At 66.6% G+C, this 16,268-nt stretch carries 14 protein-coding genes and 1 tRNA gene; 4 read left to right on the top strand and 11 right to left on the bottom strand.

All coding sequences use genetic code 11. The features are described from left to right. Window positions 1-74: 74 nt before the first annotated feature. Window positions 75-623 carry a Dps family protein gene (locus ACIPR8_RS03455; RefSeq protein WP_132865321.1) on the top strand — a complete coding sequence of 183 codons (549 nt, stop codon included), beginning with the start codon at window positions 75-77 and terminating at the stop codon, window positions 621-623. Between the two features lie 316 nt (window positions 624-939). After that, window positions 940-2,742, top strand: a complete 1,803-nt coding sequence (recQ, locus tag ACIPR8_RS03450; RefSeq protein ID WP_446540160.1) for a DNA helicase RecQ — start codon at window positions 940-942, stop codon at window positions 2,740-2,742. 4 nt (window positions 2,743-2,746) lie between these two features. Here recQ and ACIPR8_RS03445 read toward each other — a convergent pair whose 3' ends face one another. Next, window positions 2,747-5,491 carry a protein kinase domain-containing protein gene (locus tag ACIPR8_RS03445; protein ID WP_446540159.1) on the bottom strand — a complete coding sequence of 915 codons (2,745 nt, stop codon included), beginning with the start codon at window positions 5,489-5,491 and terminating at the stop codon, window positions 2,747-2,749. Between the two features lie 22 nt (window positions 5,492-5,513). Beyond that, window positions 5,514-6,065 carry an ECF-type sigma factor gene (locus tag ACIPR8_RS03440; protein ID WP_165931196.1) on the bottom strand — a complete coding sequence of 184 codons (552 nt, stop codon included), beginning with the start codon at window positions 6,063-6,065 and terminating at the stop codon, window positions 5,514-5,516. A 291-nt stretch (window positions 6,066-6,356) separates the two neighbouring features. Between ACIPR8_RS03440 and ACIPR8_RS03435 the strand changes: the two genes are divergently transcribed. After that, window positions 6,357-7,430 (top strand): DUF5694 domain-containing protein, encoded by a 1,074-nt coding sequence (locus tag ACIPR8_RS03435; protein WP_446540158.1) that lies wholly within the window; start codon window positions 6,357-6,359, stop codon window positions 7,428-7,430. Window positions 7,431-7,991: 561 nt separating this feature from the next. Continuing rightward, window positions 7,992-8,642 (top strand): hypothetical protein, encoded by a 651-nt coding sequence (locus tag ACIPR8_RS03430; protein WP_446540157.1) that lies wholly within the window; start codon window positions 7,992-7,994, stop codon window positions 8,640-8,642. A 796-nt stretch (window positions 8,643-9,438) separates the two neighbouring features. Here ACIPR8_RS03430 and ACIPR8_RS03425 read toward each other — a convergent pair. The 9 genes from ACIPR8_RS03425 to tolQ form a co-directional block, all read right to left on the bottom strand. Continuing rightward, window positions 9,439-9,514, bottom strand: a tRNA-Lys gene (locus ACIPR8_RS03425). A gap of 61 nt (window positions 9,515-9,575) precedes the next feature. Beyond that, window positions 9,576-10,244 (bottom strand): 7-cyano-7-deazaguanine synthase QueC, encoded by a 669-nt coding sequence (gene queC / locus ACIPR8_RS03420; RefSeq protein WP_446540156.1) that lies wholly within the window; start codon window positions 10,242-10,244, stop codon window positions 9,576-9,578. 76 nt (window positions 10,245-10,320) lie between these two features. Further along, window positions 10,321-11,010 (bottom strand): 7-carboxy-7-deazaguanine synthase QueE, encoded by a 690-nt coding sequence (queE, locus tag ACIPR8_RS03415; protein ID WP_132865326.1) that lies wholly within the window; start codon window positions 11,008-11,010, stop codon window positions 10,321-10,323. Window positions 11,011-11,051: 41 nt separating this feature from the next. Next, window positions 11,052-11,867: a tol-pal system protein YbgF gene (ybgF, locus tag ACIPR8_RS03410; RefSeq protein ID WP_313251783.1), complete on the bottom strand. Its 816-nt coding sequence runs from the start codon at window positions 11,865-11,867 to the stop codon at window positions 11,052-11,054. 3 nt (window positions 11,868-11,870) lie between these two features. After that, on the bottom strand, window positions 11,871-12,389 hold the full coding sequence (pal, locus tag ACIPR8_RS03405; RefSeq protein ID WP_132865328.1) for a peptidoglycan-associated lipoprotein Pal: 519 nt from the start codon (window positions 12,387-12,389) through the stop codon (window positions 11,871-11,873). Between the two features lie 63 nt (window positions 12,390-12,452). Next, window positions 12,453-13,772: a Tol-Pal system beta propeller repeat protein TolB gene (tolB, locus tag ACIPR8_RS03400; protein ID WP_132865329.1), complete on the bottom strand. Its 1,320-nt coding sequence runs from the start codon at window positions 13,770-13,772 to the stop codon at window positions 12,453-12,455. A gap of 162 nt (window positions 13,773-13,934) precedes the next feature. Then, window positions 13,935-15,011, bottom strand: coding sequence for a cell envelope integrity protein TolA (tolA, locus tag ACIPR8_RS03395; protein WP_446540155.1), 1,077 nt, complete (start codon window positions 15,009-15,011; stop codon window positions 13,935-13,937). Next, the gene (gene tolR / locus ACIPR8_RS03390; protein ID WP_132865331.1) at window positions 15,001-15,429 is read right to left on the bottom strand and encodes a protein TolR; all 429 of its coding nucleotides are present in this window, start codon (window positions 15,427-15,429) and stop codon (window positions 15,001-15,003) included. The genes tolA and tolR overlap by 11 nt, the downstream gene beginning before the upstream one ends. Window positions 15,430-15,470: 41 nt before the next feature. Continuing rightward, complete coding sequence (gene tolQ, locus ACIPR8_RS03385) at window positions 15,471-16,250, bottom strand: protein TolQ (protein ID WP_192287424.1); 780 nt, start codon at window positions 16,248-16,250, stop codon at window positions 15,471-15,473. Window positions 16,251-16,268 lie beyond the last annotated feature (18 nt).

Raw genomic sequence — 16,268 nt, 5'->3', positions numbered from 1 at the left:
GAAAACTTGAAATACCGGTACGGTTACCGGAGCGGTATTGTGAAGCCATTCAACCCGCCAAGGAGTAAAGCGTCATGGCCAAAACCAAGCACAGCAGCAAATCCGAAGCCGGCAAGAAGAAGCTCGCCGCGGCCGCACCGTCGGCCCCGGGGGTGGATATCGGGATCAAGGACAGCGATCGCAAGAAGGTGGCCGACGGCCTTTCACACTTCCTGGCCGATGCCTACACCCTTTACCTGAAGACCCACAACTTCCACTGGAACGTCACCGGGTCGATGTTCAACTCGCTGCACAACATGTTCATGGACCAGTACACCGAGCAATGGAACGCGTTGGACGAGATCGCCGAGCGCATCCGTGCGCTGGGCTTCAACGCACCCGGTTCCTACCGTGAATTCGTGACCCTGACCTCCATCGCCGAGGAGCCCGGCCTGACCGATGCCCCGGATTGGCGCGAAATGGTCCAGCAGCTGGTCTCCGGCAACGAAGCGGTCTGCCGCACCGCGCGCAAGGTACTGGAACAGGCCGGCAAGGCCAATGATGCGCCCAGCGAGGACCTGCTGACCCAGCGCCTGCAGATCCACGAAAAGTACGCCTGGATGCTGCGTTCGCTGCTGCAGTAAGCGTTGCAGGGCTGCCTCCCCTCGCGTGGACGAGGCAGGTTCGAGCCGGGGAAGCAGCGCTTACCCCACCCCGGCCCTCCCCTTCGCTGCGCGAAAGGGAGGGGGAAGAACGGGTTCGCTGCGTTCGGCGATTTCGCTGGCTTCTGCCAGGTTGCGTGAACACCCCCTCCCTTTCGCGCAGCGAAGGGGAGGGCCGGGGTGGGGTGCTGCCTGCGCACCGCCGCCAACCGCCCTACGCGCCCCGGCATCGTCTCCCCTGCGCGAAAGCCACATAACCGACACCCGGCCAGTCCACGCCAGCAGGTAAACTAGCGCGATGCCCCAGAGTCACGCGCAAGAACTGCTTTCCAGCGTTTTCGGTTACGACAGTTTCCGCGGCGACCAGCAGGCCATCGTCGAACATGTTGCCAGCGGCAATGACGCGCTGGTGCTGATGCCCACCGGCGGCGGCAAATCCCTCTGTTTCCAGATCCCGGCATTGCTGCGCGATGGCTGCGGCATCGTCATCTCGCCCCTGATCGCGCTGATGCAGGACCAGGTGGAAGCGCTGCGCCAGGCCGGCGTGCGTGCCGAGTTCCTGAACTCCACGCTGGATGCCGAGACGGCCGCACGGGTCGAGCGCGAACTGCTCGACGGCGAGCTGGAGCTGCTCTACGTCGCCCCCGAACGGCTGCTCACCGGCCGCTTCCTGTCGCTGCTCGGACGCAGCCGGGTCGCCCTGTTCGCCATCGACGAGGCCCATTGCGTGTCGCAATGGGGCCATGACTTCCGCCCGGAATACCGGCAGCTGACCGTGCTGCACGAGCGTTGGCCGCAGGTGCCGCGCATCGCGCTGACCGCCACCGCCGACCCGCCGACCCAGCGCGAGATCGCCGAACGCCTGGACCTGGCGCAGGCGCGCCACTTCGTCAGTTCCTTCGACCGTCCCAACATCCGCTACACCGTGGTGCAGAAGGACAACGCCAAGCGCCAGCTGCTGGATTTCCTGAAGGCGCACCGCGGCGAAGCCGGCATCGTCTACTGCATGTCCCGGCGCAAGGTCGAGGAAACCGCGCAGTTCCTGTGCAACGAAGGCCTGCAGGCCCTGCCCTACCACGCCGGCATGCCGGCGGAAGTGCGTGCGGCCAACCAGCGCCGCTTCCTGCACGAGGACGGCATCGTGATGTGCGCCACCATCGCCTTCGGCATGGGCATCGACAAGCCGGACGTGCGCTTCGTCGCGCATACCGACCTGCCCAAGTCGATGGAAGGCTATTACCAGGAGACTGGCCGCGCCGGCCGTGACGGTGAGGCCGCCGAGGCGTGGCTGTGCTACGGGCTCGGCGACGTGGTGCTGCTCAAGCAGATGATCGAGCAGTCAGAGGCCAGTGAGGAGCGCAAGCAGCTGGAGCGCGCCAAGCTCGACCACCTGCTCGGCTACTGCGAATCCATGCAGTGCCGCCGCCAGGTGCTGCTGGCCGGTTTCGGCGAGACCTACCCCAAGCCCTGCGGCAACTGCGACAACTGCCTGACCCCGCCGGCTGCATGGGATGCCACCGTGCCGGCGCAGAAGGCATTGAGCTGCGTGTACCGCAGCGGCCAGCGCTTCGGCGTGGGCCACCTGATCGACATCCTGCGCGGCAGCGACAACGAGCGCATGCGCCAGCTCGGCCACGACAAGCTCAGCACCTACGGGATCGGCAGCGACCTGGATGCGCGCAGCTGGCGCAGCGTGTTCCGCCAGCTGGTCGCGGCCAGCCTGCTGGAAGTCGACCCCGAGGCGCACGGCGGGCTGCGCCTGACCGACGCCAGCCGCGACGTGCTCAAGGGCCGTCGCCAGCTGATGATGCGCCGCGAGAGCCCGGTGGCGCGCGAACGCGAACGTGGCGGCCAGCGCAGCGGCCTGCCGGTGCAGGCCGGGGACCTGGCCCTGTTCAATGCCCTGCGCGGGCTGCGCGCGGAACTGGCGCGCGAGCAGAACGTGCCGGCCTTCGTCATCTTCCACGACAGCACGCTGCGCAACATCGCCGAGCAACGGCCGACCAGCATCGACGCGCTGGGCCGGGTCGGCGGCATCGGTGGCAGCAAGCTGGCCCGTTATGGCCAGCGGTTGGTGGACATCGTGCGCGAGCAGGGCTGAGCCGTCAGCCGCGTCCACCGCGGGCCAGCAACAGCAGCCCTTCGACCTTGCGCCGGTCCGGCGAACCATCGACCTGCATGCGGCTCAGCACCGGGGCCACCTTGTCCAGCTCGGCCAGCGCCTTGCCGGCATGGCCGAACTGCAGCTGCGTTTCCGCCAGTGCGATGCGGTTCTGCAGGGTCTCCATCTTGTCCTGCCCGTACACGCTGATCGACAGTCCCAACGCCGCATCACGCAGGGCCAGCGCGGATTTCCCGTCACCGCGCCGCGCGGCCAGGTCCGCGCGCACCTGCAGCAACTGCAGCGACAGCATCGGCGTTGCCTGCGCGCCAATGGGCTCCAGCAACGCGTTGGCCTGCTCCAGTTCGTTCTGGCGGACATGCCAGGCGATGCGGTACAGCCGCACTTCCTGCCGCCCGGGTGCATCGGCTGGCAGCGCGGCGGCCATCCCAAGGTCGGCGTGCTTGAGGTGGGTTCCGGCCGCCTCCATCCGCCCCTGCCGCATCAGCAACCGCCCCAGCCCGCTTTCGGCGCGCATCGTCACCGGCGCCTGCGCCCCGAGCTGGTCGCGGCGGATTTCCCAGGCGCGTTGATACATCTGCTCCGCCGCATCCAGGTCACCGCGCTGCTCGTGCAGGGTGCCGTAGTTGAACAATCCCATCGAGTAGCGCACCGACGCTTCGCCATCGATGATCGCGCTCAGCCGTTGCCGTGCCCGGAACTGCTCCTCGGCCGCGGTGAAGTTGCCCATGTCCTGGTACAGGTCGGCCAGGGCCTCGTGCTGCACGAGCACGAAGCTGTTCTCGGCGCCATACAGTGCGATGGCCTGGTGCATGCCGGCCTGCAGCAATGGCAGTGCCTGCGCGTAGTCGCCCTGCTCGCGCAGGATCTGCGCCAGCCGGGTTTCCGCGGCCAGCGCCAGGCTGGTGCGCCGGCCATGCAGGCTGTCGATCACCTGCCGGAAGTGACGCGCGGCGTCCTGCGTGCGCCCCCAGCGCAGGTACATCAGGCCGGTGTTGTAGACCAGCTCGTGCAGCTGCGCCTCGTCATCGGTGCCGGACAGCCCCGCATAGGCCGCGCGCGCCTGCTTGAACGCCACTTCCGCACGGTCGAACAGCTGCTGGTTGGTATAGGCCAACGCACGCGCCGCCAGCAGGCGTGCCTTCACTTCCGACGTCGCCGCGCCATCGACCAGCGCCAGGCCGCGCTCGGCCAGTTGCTGCCCCTTGGCACCGTCACCTTCATTCGTCCTCAGCGTGGACAGGCTGGCCAGCACCGACGCGGCATCCTCGCGGCGGTTCACATCCGTGCGCATGAACCCTTCGTACGCCCGCTGCAGCAACCGCTCCGCCTGCAGCGGCACCCCCGAGTTCTGGTAGGCCGCACCCAGCACCGCCTGCATCCGCGCACGCTCCACCGGCGCTTCGCGCAGCTCGTTGTCCACCTGCAATGCCGCACGATCCAGCAGCTGGCGTGCGGTCAGTTCCTCCTCCCCCCGCTCGGTGCGCAGGAACGGGTCGGCCGTCTCGAACACGCCCACCATGAACTTGCTGACCTGGCGGGCGACGGCGGCCTCCTCCTGCGCCTGCCGGCGGGTCTGCACCAGGCCGATCACGAACGCCAGCAGCAGCACCAGCAAGCCGCTGGCCGCTGCCACGCCCTGCCAGTTGCGGCGCAACGCCTTGCGCACGCGGTACAGGCGATCAGCACGACGGGCCTGCAGCGGCTGCTGTTCCAGGTAGCGACGCACATCGCCCATCAACGCCTCGGCGGTACGGTAGCGCTCGCCGACATCCAGCGCGCAGGCACGCCGGACGATGGCATCCAGGTCACCGCGCAGGCGCCGGCGCCACGGCAACTCCGCCGGCGCATGCTCGCTGGGCAATGGCACCGGCACGTCCACGTCACCGGGCTCGCGCAGACAGGGCCGGGTCGATACCAGCTCCAGCAGCATCACGCCCAGGCTGTACACATCACCGGCGGCACCGACCATTTGCCCGCGGATCAACTCCGGGCTGGCATACGACGGCGTGCAATAGCCCGAATCCCGCTCCTGGCGCACCTCGCTGAGCATCCGCGCCAGGCCGAAATCCAGCAGCACCGGCTGCCCGTCGCCCTGCACCAGCACGTTGCTCGGCTTGAGGTCGCAATGCAGCACCAGCCGTTCGTGCGCGGACTGCACGATGCCGCAGATGTCCAGGAACAGCGCCAGCCGCGCAGGGAGGTCCAGTTGCTGTTCGCTGCACCATTGGTCCACCGGCTTGCCGTCGATGTACTCCATCACCAGGTACGGATGGCCATCGGGCGTGGTGCCGCCGTCGTACAGCCGCGCCACGTGCGCCAACTGCAGGTCGGCCAGCACCTGCCGCTCGATCGCCAGCCGCTCCACTTCCATGCCGCCGGGCAAGCCGTGCAGCAGCTTGATCGCGACCACCCGCTGGTACACGCCGTCGGCACGCTCGGCCTTGAACACCGTGCCCATGCCCCCCTGGGCGACGCGCTCGATCAGCCGCCACGGTCCCAGCCGGTCACCGATGCCGAACTCCGGGGCCATCGCCCGGGCCAGCGCGATGTCCAGGCGGTTGCTGACCCGGCTGAGCCCCACCGTCTGCGCACCCAGCAGCTGCAGCACCTCCTCCCGCACCTGCGGGTCATCGCAACGCTCGGCCAACGCGGCGGGCCACTGCTCACGCGGCAGCTCACACACCGCATCGAACAGTTCCCGTACCCGCTGCCAGCGCTCCTTCACCCTGCCCCCGGCGTGCGCGGTTTCAGCGCAGTTCCCGGTTCAACCACGCCCGCGCGAAACGCAGGTCGCGGTCCACCGTCGGCACCGAGACATCCAGCACCAATGCGATCTCGTCCCGGCTCATGCCGCCGAAATAGGTCAGCTCGATGGTGCTGGCCGCACGCGGCTCCAGCTCGGCCAGCTTGTTCAGCGCCTGGTGCAGGGCCAGCACGTCATGGCCGATGGTGTCCTCATCGCTCATGTCCTGCGCATGCGAAAGCGTGAGCTGCTCGGCGTTGCCACCGCGCTTGTCGGCAGAGCGCGCGCGCAGGTGGTCGACCAGCACCGAGCGCATCTTCAGCGCGGCAATGGCGATGAAATGGGTACGGTCCTGGTAGTCGGCGTCGCTGCCAAGCAGGCGCATCAGTGACTCGTTGACCAGCGCGGCCGGTTGCAGCGTGCCGTTGGTCTGGTTGGACAGGCGGCTGCGCGCGATCTGCATCAGGTCCGCATACAGCGCCTGGAACAGGTGCTCACGCGCATCCAGGTCGCCTTCGCGCCAGCGATGCAGCAATAGCGTGATCTGTCTGTCCAAACGTGCCCCCGGGCCGCCATCGGTGTCGCCATCCGCCTGCCGTGGGCGCCGGATGCCAAGCCGCATGGTAGGCCGAGCGCTCATCCACTGCCAGCCATCGCCGGCATCCCGATAGCGCGCGTCGTCCCCCGGCGGCAGGTGAGGCAGGTATCCAGCGCCGTCCGTCGATGACCTTGGGCACCGTGAAACATGGCCATTGACAGCCCCTCGGGCAGACAGGAATCCTCGCCAGCTTGCGCCGAGCTGGCGCTTCAACGGCAAACCACCATGGGCCAGGGAGTGATACAGGGAATGTTGGGACGAAACCTACTGGTCGGGACGGCGCTGGCCGGATGCCTGCTGGCAGGCGCAGCACAGGCGCAGGGCTTTGAACCGCACACACACAAGGGGCCCCGGCACGGCGTGCCGAACGAGGTCGCGGTACTGGGTACCGCCCATCTGGCAGGGCTGCCGGACACGTTCGACCCCGCATCGCTCGCCGGCCTGCTCGACCGCTTGGCCAACTGGCAGCCACGGGCCATCGCCATCGAGGCCGTCTCGGGCCTGCAGTGCGACATGCTGAGCCGCCAGCCCTCCCGCTACGCACTGACGATGCACGACTATTGCCCCGACGTCTCGGCCGCGGCCAAGGCCACCGGGCTCGACATACCGGCCGCGAACGCGGCGGCGGAAACCCTGCTGGCCACATGGCCCGCGCAGCCGACGGCAATGCAGCGCCGCCGCTTGGCGGCCACGTTCCTGGCTGCCGGCGAGCGCGATTCCGCGCTCGTCCAGTGGCTGCGGCTTCCCGCCGCCGAACGGCACGCCGGCGACGGCCTGGACGAGGAACTGGTGAACGCACTGGAAGCCCTGCGTGCCAGCCGCAATGAAAACACGGTCATTGCCGCCACACTCGCCGCACGCCTGGGCCACGAGCGGCTCTGGCCGATGGATGACCACAGTTCCGACCGCTACGGGCCCGATCCCAAGGCCTACGTGGCAGCCATCCGCAAGGCCTGGGACAACCCCGCCAACGCGCGCCGGTCGGCGATGTTCGGAGGCATCGAAGCGCAGATCGACACACCGGAAAAGGCGCTGGCGCTGTATCGCCACTACAACGGTCCGGAGATGGCGCCGATCGCCTTCGAGGGCGACTACGGCGCTGCCCTGGAGGAACCCTCGCCGCAAGGCTATGGCCGCCTCTACGTGACCTCGTGGGAAACCCGCAACCTGCGCATGGCGGCCAACATCCGCGACCTGATGGGACCGACGCCGGGCATGCGCACGCTGGTGATCGTCGGCGCCTCGCACAAGGCCTACCTGGACACCTACCTGGACCAGATGCACGACGTGCGCATCGTCGATGTGCCGACGCTGCTGAAGTAACCGCGCATCCACCGCCGCCTCACCGCCGGGATGGCGGACAGGCACCGAACGGAAAACGCACCGCCATGCGGTGCCTTTTCCGTTCTGCAACCAGGACGAAGTGAAGTTGCGAAAAACTGCCGATTGCGGAAATAAAAAAGGGCTCCGGAATCTCCGGAACCCTTGGCAATGCTGGTGGGCCGTGAAGGATTCGAACCTTCGACCAAAAGATCAAGAAATTCGATGCCTCAACTGGGAACGAGAGCCCGAGATCCTCCCAGCTTCTTGAATTGCAGTGAAAGCGCCCACTACAGCGAGCTACGGGCAGGGCCTGCTTGTGCGTCACTCGCATTAGGTCGTTTCACGCATTTTCTTTCCAATCTCTATTTGCATGCGTTGACGCGGCATGATGGCCACGCACGGCCACCAAAAACCATCTGTTTTAAATCCGATCTACAACGAAAGAGCAGTTGCGCCTGCAGGACGGGAGGCACCGTCCTGCGATACGGATATTGATCGACAGGTTAATGATTCACTACCAGTGGCCTGCAAGGTTGGTTCGAATTCTGGAAATTTGAGTGCATGTACTGGTTGTTCGGGTCTTCCTTAACCTGCCGTTTTGCCAGCGCGATGAAGCAAGCTTGGCTTGAACGAATTGTCAGGCTGCATTCCGCCCGAAATCAACAGTTCGCAGTGGGTAGAATGCCGCGCCTTTATTACCCTTGGAGATCGGGATTCATGCGATTGAAAGCAGTCTCATACCTTGTGCTCGCCGCCGTACTGACCAGTCCGGTGCTGACTTATGCCGCAAATTTCTCCGACCTGAAAGTCGTCCAGGAGGCCGCCCAGACCGGCATGTGGACAATGGTCACCACGGGAACCCTCACAGACGGAAGAACCGTCCCGCCCCGAAGCGAGACCGTCTGCGCCACCAAACAGGAGGTGATCGAGAGTTTCAGCAACCCCTTCATGTGGGACACGAGGACGGGTGAAGAAGATCGCGACTGCCCTACCGTTCTCACTGAAAATACGTCAACAGTGGGTGTAGCAACCATGAGCTGCAAGGCGATAACAATAGCGTTTCCCGGGCAGCCTCTTTCCATTCCCGCCACAGAGCTCAGCACCGAGTTCAAGCGGACCAGTAGGGAAACGTGGACAATCAAGACCGGTAATGTGCTTACCAATATCACCTACCACGGCGCAGCAACCGCAGGGTGTGTGGTAAACCGCTGAGCCCCTGAAGTGTAATGAACAACCGGTTGCGGCCCAAAGCGCCGTAGCAGGTGATCAGAGCCTGTTCCAGGCCGGCGGACGCCGTGCTTGCCTTGCCGGTCCGCGGTAGGTGCCAGCCCAGCAATTGCCGGATGTGGCAGTCGATCACCGGCGCCAGTCTGTACCCGCCCCATACAGGCAAAGGTCTATGGCCCAGCACCGATCCAGAGGTTCGGCTCAAGATGCCCTGGCCTCGATCCGTCGGCGCTGCCCCACGGCCCGCTTGCGAACCTGCCCCCCTTGCGCTGGAAGATCCGCCGCACCGCGTTCTTATTCATGTCTAGCAGCGCCGCAGCCGTGCGATAGCCAAACGACGGTTCTACTTTGATCATTTCCTTGATCGGCGTAGCCAACTCGGTCGACCTTCGCCAGCGCTCGGGGGGGGCTTGTAGCACGTCGTGCGGCGGGCTACTTCAAACCAACGGCACAGTTTGGTCAGCGATATCGCGAGCCGAGCTGATGCTATGACACAGGGTCCGGAGCGAGGCCGTGTTCGGCCCCCTGGCACGGCGATGACGGCAGCGACATCACCCACTGGAGACTGCCTCCTGACGGGCCGGAAGACATCGGCGCATATGGCCGACTCGGCACCACGACGAAGTCGTCCCATCTTGTTCCCCGAGAACCCTCCGTGCGCGGATGCGCGACGAATGGAAGCCGGCGATGTAGCCCAGCGAATGTAGGCACCAAGTAGGCACCACACGAAAAAGGCACCGCGATGCGGTGCCTTTTCTGATTTCTAACTGCTTGATTTGCTTGGTGGGCCGTGAAGGATTCGAACCTTCGACCAAAAGATTAAAAGTCTTCTGCTCTACCGACTGAGCTAACGGCCCAAACAAAGACCCGGCCGTAGCCGGGGTGCGCATTCTAGCGCAAGAAGCAGCAAACCGGAAATCAGGCGTAGTGCGTGGGGTCGGCCAGGCCGGCGGCGGCGAAGCCGTCCGCACGCAGGCGGCAGGCGTCGCAATGGCCGCAGGCTCGGCCGTTCATGTCGGCCTGGTAGCAGGACACGGTCAGCCCGAAGTCCACGCCCAGGCGCTGTCCTTCGGCGGCGATCTGCGCCTTGCTCAGGTACTGCAGCGGCGCGTGCACGACGATGCCCGCCCCTTCCACGCCGGCCTTGGTGGCCAGGTTGGCAAGCGCCTGGAAGGCGGCCACGAACTCGGGCCGGCAGTCCGGGTAGCCGGAGTAATCCACGGCGTTCACGCCGCAGAAGATGTCGTTGGCGCCCAGGACCTCGGCCCAGCCAAGCGCCAGCGACAGCATGATGGTGTTGCGCGCTGGCACGTAGGTCACCGGGATGCCGGCACCACCGGCCTCGGGGACGTCGATGTCGTCGGTCAGCGCCGAACCGCCGATGCTGCGCAGGTCGACGTCGACCACCTTGTGCCCGGCCACGCCCAGCGCGGCCGAGACCCGCTTGGCCGCTTCCAGTTCCGAGGTATGCCGCTGGCCATAGCGCACGCTCAGCGCGTACACCTCGAAGCCCTGTTCCTGGGCGATGGCGACGACGGCGGCCGAGTCCATGCCGCCGGAAAGAAGCACGACTGCTTTCTTCTTCATGTGTTGATCCGGTTGGGGGAGGAATGCCAGCACGCTGTCCCGCGCCGGGGTTGAAGCCATGAACGACGTGCGGGCCTCAGCGCCCGGGCTCGTCGTTCCAGAGGATCTTGTGCAACTGCATCTGGAAACGCACCGGCAGGCGGTCGGCGACGATCCAGTCGGCCAGCTCGCGGGCGCTGACCTGCGACTTGCTGGGCGAGAAGAACACCGTGCAGCGCGCCGGCAGGCCATGCTCGGCCACCATCGCACGCGCCCATTCGTAGTCGCCGCGGCTGCAGATCACGAACTTGAGCTGGTCGCGCGCGGTCAGCAGCGGCAGGTTCTCCAGCCGGTTGCGCGCCACCTCGCCCGAATCCGGGGTCTTCAGGTCGACCACGCGCGACACCCGCGCATCCACCGCGGCGATGTCCAGCGCGCCGGAGGTTTCCAGCGAGACATCCAGCCCGGCGTCGCACAGCTTCTGCAGCAGGATCAGGCAGCGCTTCTGCGCCAGCGGCTCGCCGCCGGTCACGCAGACGTGGCGCACGCCCTGCTGGAGCACCTCGGCGACGATGGCGTCGATGTCCCACCACTCGCCGCCATGGAAGGCGTATTCGGTGTCGCAGTACAGGCAGCGCAGCGGGCAACCGGTCAGGCGCACGAACACCGTCGGCCAGCCGGCGGTATCGGCTTCGCCCTGGAGGGACAGGAAGATTTCAGTGATCTTCAATCGCGGCAACGGCGACTGCACGATCTCGCTGGGGACAGCGGCGGCGGGAGAATTCATGGCTGCTCAACCGCCCCGCGACGACGCGGTGGCGGCTCCAATCAACGCAGTTGCTGGCCGAGCCGGATCGACTGCAGACGATCCTGGGCGGTGCGGGCCGCATCACTGCCGGGAAAACGGGAAATCACCTGCTCCAGCGTCTGCTGCGCCTGGGCGGCATTTCCCTGACCGTATTGCGAAAGACCCAGCTTCAGCAGGCCACCGGCGGCCTTGTCGTGGGTCGGATAGCGGGCCACGAGATCATTGAACTCGGACTCGGCCATCTTGAAATTGCGGGTGGCGTAATAGCTCTCGCCCAGCCAGTACAGCGCGTTGGGCGTGTAGGCCGCATTCGGGTACAGCTCCAGGAAGCTCTGGAACAGCTGCGCCGAATCGTCGTAGTTGCCGGCCTTCAGGGCATCGAACGCCACGTTGTAGGCGGCGCGCTCATCGCCTGCAGCCGCCAGGCTGCTGGCATCGCCGCGCACGGTCGGCGCACGTTCGCTGCCGGTTGCCGCTGCCGGTTTGGTGGCCGGAGCGGCCGGGACTGCCGAGACCGGCTCCGCACCCGCGGCCGCCGGTGCACCGCCCTCAAGGCGGTTCAACCGACCATCGAGGTCGAGGTACTGGTCGCGGTTGCGCTGCTTCAGCTGTTCGTTCTCGTGCTGGAGCTGCTCGATCGTGCCCTGCAGTGCCTGCATCTCCGTGCGGAGCTGCTGCAGCTGGTTGAGCATGTCGGTGTTGGCCTGGCTGTTGTTGACCTGCTGCTCGAGCACGCCGACGCGGTCAGCCAGACTTGCACGCTGCGCGTACGCGGGCGCGGCAGCCACGAGGGCTGCCGCAACCGCGAGCATCAGTCGATTGATGCCGATACGCATCGATTACTGCGCGGTGTAGACGATTTCGACGCGACGGTTCTGCGACCAGCAGGACTCGTTCGACTCGGTGCAGACCGGACGCTCTTCACCGTAGGACACGACGGTCAGCTGCGAAGCCGAGCCACCGTTGGCCTGCAGCGCCGAGTTGACGGCGTTGCCACGACGCTCACCCAGGGCCTGGTTGTAGGCGCGGCTGCCGCGTTCGTCGGTGTTGCCCTGCAGGGTGATGCGCGAGGACGGACGGTCACGCAGGTACTTGGCGTGGCAAGCCATGATCTGCTGGAACTCCGACTTCACTTCTTCCTTGTCCAGGTCGAAGTAGACAACGCGCTGACGCAGGCAGGCATCGGTGTCCAGATCGCCCGGGCCGTACAGGCCGGAGGTGGACGGAGCGGTCGGCTGGGTCACACCCGCGCCGTTGTCGACCGGCGGAGCCGGCTGTTCCTTGACCTTCTTCGAGCAGCCGGCAAGCGCGGCTACGGACAGCAGCGAAACGAGCAAAACGCGAGTGGACTTGTTCATGGCGATACCTGGAGGCTCCTGGGCCAATGTTGGGTTTAATGCGAGTGGGATATTAACATTTTATCAACGGGCGGTGCGGTATGGCCCCCAAGCCGGCTCACGAACATCACCGTCGGCCAGGACCAGCCGCTGGCGGACGCGGCCGTCAGCGGACACCTCGTACAGAACACCTCGGCCACCCTCACGGGCGGCGTACAGCACCATGCTCGCGTTGGGCGCGAAGCTGGGAGATTCATCCAGCGAGCCCACCGACAGCGTGCTCCAGCGCGCAGCGCCCAGGCTGCTGTCCATCAGGGCGATCTTGTAGCTGCTGCCACTGCCCTGGGCGGTGACGATCTTCTTGCCATCGTAGGACACGCTGGCCTTGGCGTTGTAGTTGCCCTGGAAGGTCACGCGGCTGGCGCTGCCGCCACTGGCCGAGACCTGGTAGATCTGCGGGCGGCCACCACGGTCGGAAGTGAAGTAGACCGAGCTGCCGTCGGCGGCCCAGGTCGGCTCGGTGTCGATGCCGAAATGGTTGGTGAGCTGGGTCAGCTGCTTGCTGCCCAGGTCCATCACGTAGATCTCCGGGTTGCCGCTGCGCGACAGCGACAGCGCCAGGCGGCGGCCATCGGGGGAGAACGACGGGGCGCTGTTGATGCCGCGGAAGCTGGTCAGCAGCTCACGCGCACCGGTGGCGATGTCCTGCACGTAGATCGAGGAGTTGCCGCGCTCGAAGCTCACGTAGGCCAGCTTGCGGCCGTCCGGGCTCCAGCTCGGCGACAACAGCGGCTCGGCCGAACGCACGATGGTCTGCGGGTTGAAGCCGTCCGAATCGGCCACCATCAGCGCGTAGCGCATGTTCGCGCCGCTGCCGCTGGCGGTGATGTAGGCGATGCGGGTCCAGAACGCGCCGCGCACGCCGGTGATCTTCTCGTAGATGGCGTCGGCCATCTGGTGGGCGACGTCGCGCATGGCATTGGAGCGGGCGGTCATCGCCAGGCCGAGCGTGCGCTCGCCCTTGGCCACGTCGAACAGCTCGTACTCCACGCGGTAGGCACCGGCGCCGGCGTCCAGCACGCGGCCGACCACCAGGTAGTCCTGCTTGAGCGCGCGCCAGGTCGGGTACTGGACTTCGCTGCCGCGGGTCGGGCGCTCCACGATCTGCGCCTCCGGCAGGCTGCGGAACTGGCCGGAGCGGTCCAGGTCGGCGCGCACCACGGCCGCGACGTCGGTCGACGGCGCCCCGGCCGTGCCCTGGTACGGCATCGGCACCACGGTGATCGGCGTGGCCGACGGATTGCCGCCGACGATATTGATTTCCAGTGCCCCCTGCTGGGCCATTGCCACGAACGGCAACAACAGGACAGTAAGGGCGACCAGCCAGCGTGAGGGTTTCTTCATGAGGCGCTCAGCAGTACGGAAAGGCAGGAGGGATAGCAGCAAGCGGATGAACAGTTTCGCAATCATTAACGAAGATAGTGTGAAGCGCCCTTGAATCTGAATGGCATGACGGTTTCATCCGAAATCATGCCCGGAAACAACGGGCGCGCACGTTCGTCGCGCTCAGTCCTGTGCGGTGAAGGTGAACATCAGCTCACGCCGGAACACCGACTCGAAACCACGGAACGGGAGCGGCTGGGCGCGCAGCACGGCACGCTCGATCGAGTCGCGCGCGGCCGCATCCATCGAGCAGCCCGACTGCACCTGGGCACTGACCACCTCCCCGCCCGGCAGCTGCCGGATCAGGATGCGGCAGCGGGTACCGTTGGGCACGTTGTCCGGCTTGTTCCATTGGGTGACGACGGCCTGCTGGATGGCGGCGGCGTACTTGGCGGTCAGGTCATCGCTGGTGCCGCCCTGCCCCGGCGTCGCCGGCGTCTGGCCGCCGGTGTTGCTGGAGGCCGCCGGCGCGCTGGTAGCGGCGCGGGCACGGGCATCGGCCACCTGGCGCAGGCGCTGTTCGGCCTGCCGGGCCTCGCGCTCGGCCTGCTCGCGCCGGCGCCGCAACTCGGCGATCTTCTGCTGGCGCTCCTGCTCGGCCTGGGTCTCGTTGGCGCGGCGCTGCTCGTCGGCCAGCTTCTTCTGGCGGTCGGCCTCTTCCTGCTGGCGGGCCAGGCGCGCCTTCTGCTCGGCCTCTTCCACGCGCTTGCGCTCGGTCAGGTCGATCTGTTCCTGGCGGCGCTTGGCTTCCTGCTCCTGGCGGGCCTTTTCCTCGGAGATGGCCAGCGCGCTGACCCGCTCCTGGTCCACCTTGTCAGGCTGGGCCACGCGCTCCTGCGCATTGTGCTGCTGCGGGCTGAGCGCATCCTGCGGCCGGGGCTCGGGAAGCGGCTGCGGCGGGGTCACGGTGTCTTCAGGCACCGGCTCCGGGGGTACTTCCTCGACCGGCTCGGGCAGGTCGGGCAGCTTTTCCGAGGCGCGCAGCGCCTGCCGGGCGGCGGTGGCCTCGGCGGCGGACAGCTCCAGGCTGGCTTCCACCGCCGGATCCCCGGCGGCAGCCTCGGTGTCGCGCGAGGGCGACCACAGCCAGGCGACGATGAACACCGCCGCCACCAGCAGGTGGACCAGCAGCGCCAGCGCGACCGGCCGGCCCCAGTCGTCGCGGTGATCGTGCGGCGGTGGCAGTGCGTCAGCGTGCATCGGTCGCCAGACCCACCTTCTCGATCTTCGCGGCCTTGATCACGTCCATCGCGGCCACGACCTTTTCATAGGCCACGGTCTTGTCGGCGGCCACGATCACGCGCAGGTTCTTGTCCTGCGAGGCCAGCGCGCCGAGCTGTGCCTGCAGCGCACCGCTGTCCATCGCCTGCGGCTCCTTGGCCTCGGGCAGCTTGAGGCTGAGCTGGCCGTCGGCACGGACCGAGACGATCACCGGGTCCTGCTTGCTTTCCAGGGCCTTGGCGGTGGAACTGGGCAGGTCGACTTCGAAACTGAGCGTCAGCAGCGGCGCGGTCACCATGAAGATGATCAGCAGCACGAGCATCACGTCGATGTACGGCACGACGTTGATCTCGGACTTGAGCTTGCGGCGCTTGCGGCGGGGAATGGCGGCAGTCATGTATGGGTGCTCCTGCGGGTCAGAGTGAAGTGCGGGCGCACTTACTCGTCACCGCCGGCCTGGCGCTGCAGGATCGAGCTGAACTCTTCGGCGAAGGTTTCATAACGCACCGACAGCCGCTCGACGCGGGTGGTGAAGCGGTTGTAGGCCCACACCGCCGGGATCGCCACGAACAGGCCGATGGCGGTGGCGAACAGCGCTTCGGAGATGCCCGGGGCGACCGAGGCGATGCCGGCCTGCTCACCGCTGCTGATCATGTCGTGCATGGTCACCATGATGCCGAACACCGTGCCGACCAGGCCCACGTACGGGGCGGTCGAGCCGATGTTGGCGAGCAGTTCCAGGTTGCGTTCCAGGCCGTCCACTTCGCGGGCGAAGGTGGTGCGCATGGCGCGCTGGGCGCCCTCCAGCTGGGTGCGGCCGTCCAGGCCACGGCGGCCATGCAGGCGGGTGTACTCGCGGAAGCCGGATTCGAAGATCGATTCCAGGCCGTCCACCTGGCGGTTGCGGTCGGTGGCCGAGGCATACAGCTTGCCCAGGTCGGCGCCAGACCAGAAACGGTTCTCGAAATCGTCGGCCGAGCGGTCGGCGGCCTTGAACACGCGCGCCTTGCGGAAAATGATCACCCAGCTGATGAACGAGCCGGCCAGCAGCAGCAACACGATCAGCTTGACCGGGATGCTGGCCTTGATCATCAGGTCCAGGTAATTGATGCCACCGCCATGGCTGGCCTGTGCCACGGTCTGCGCGGCAGCGGCACTTACATCGGCCGGCAACGCCTCGGTCACGGTGGCCTGCAGGGCCAGAAGCAAAGCGATCATCCGATCTTCCTCAGTCTT

This window comes from Stenotrophomonas sp. LARHCG68 (assembly GCF_052871705.1).
This window is presented reverse-complemented; position numbering and strand designations above follow the sequence as displayed.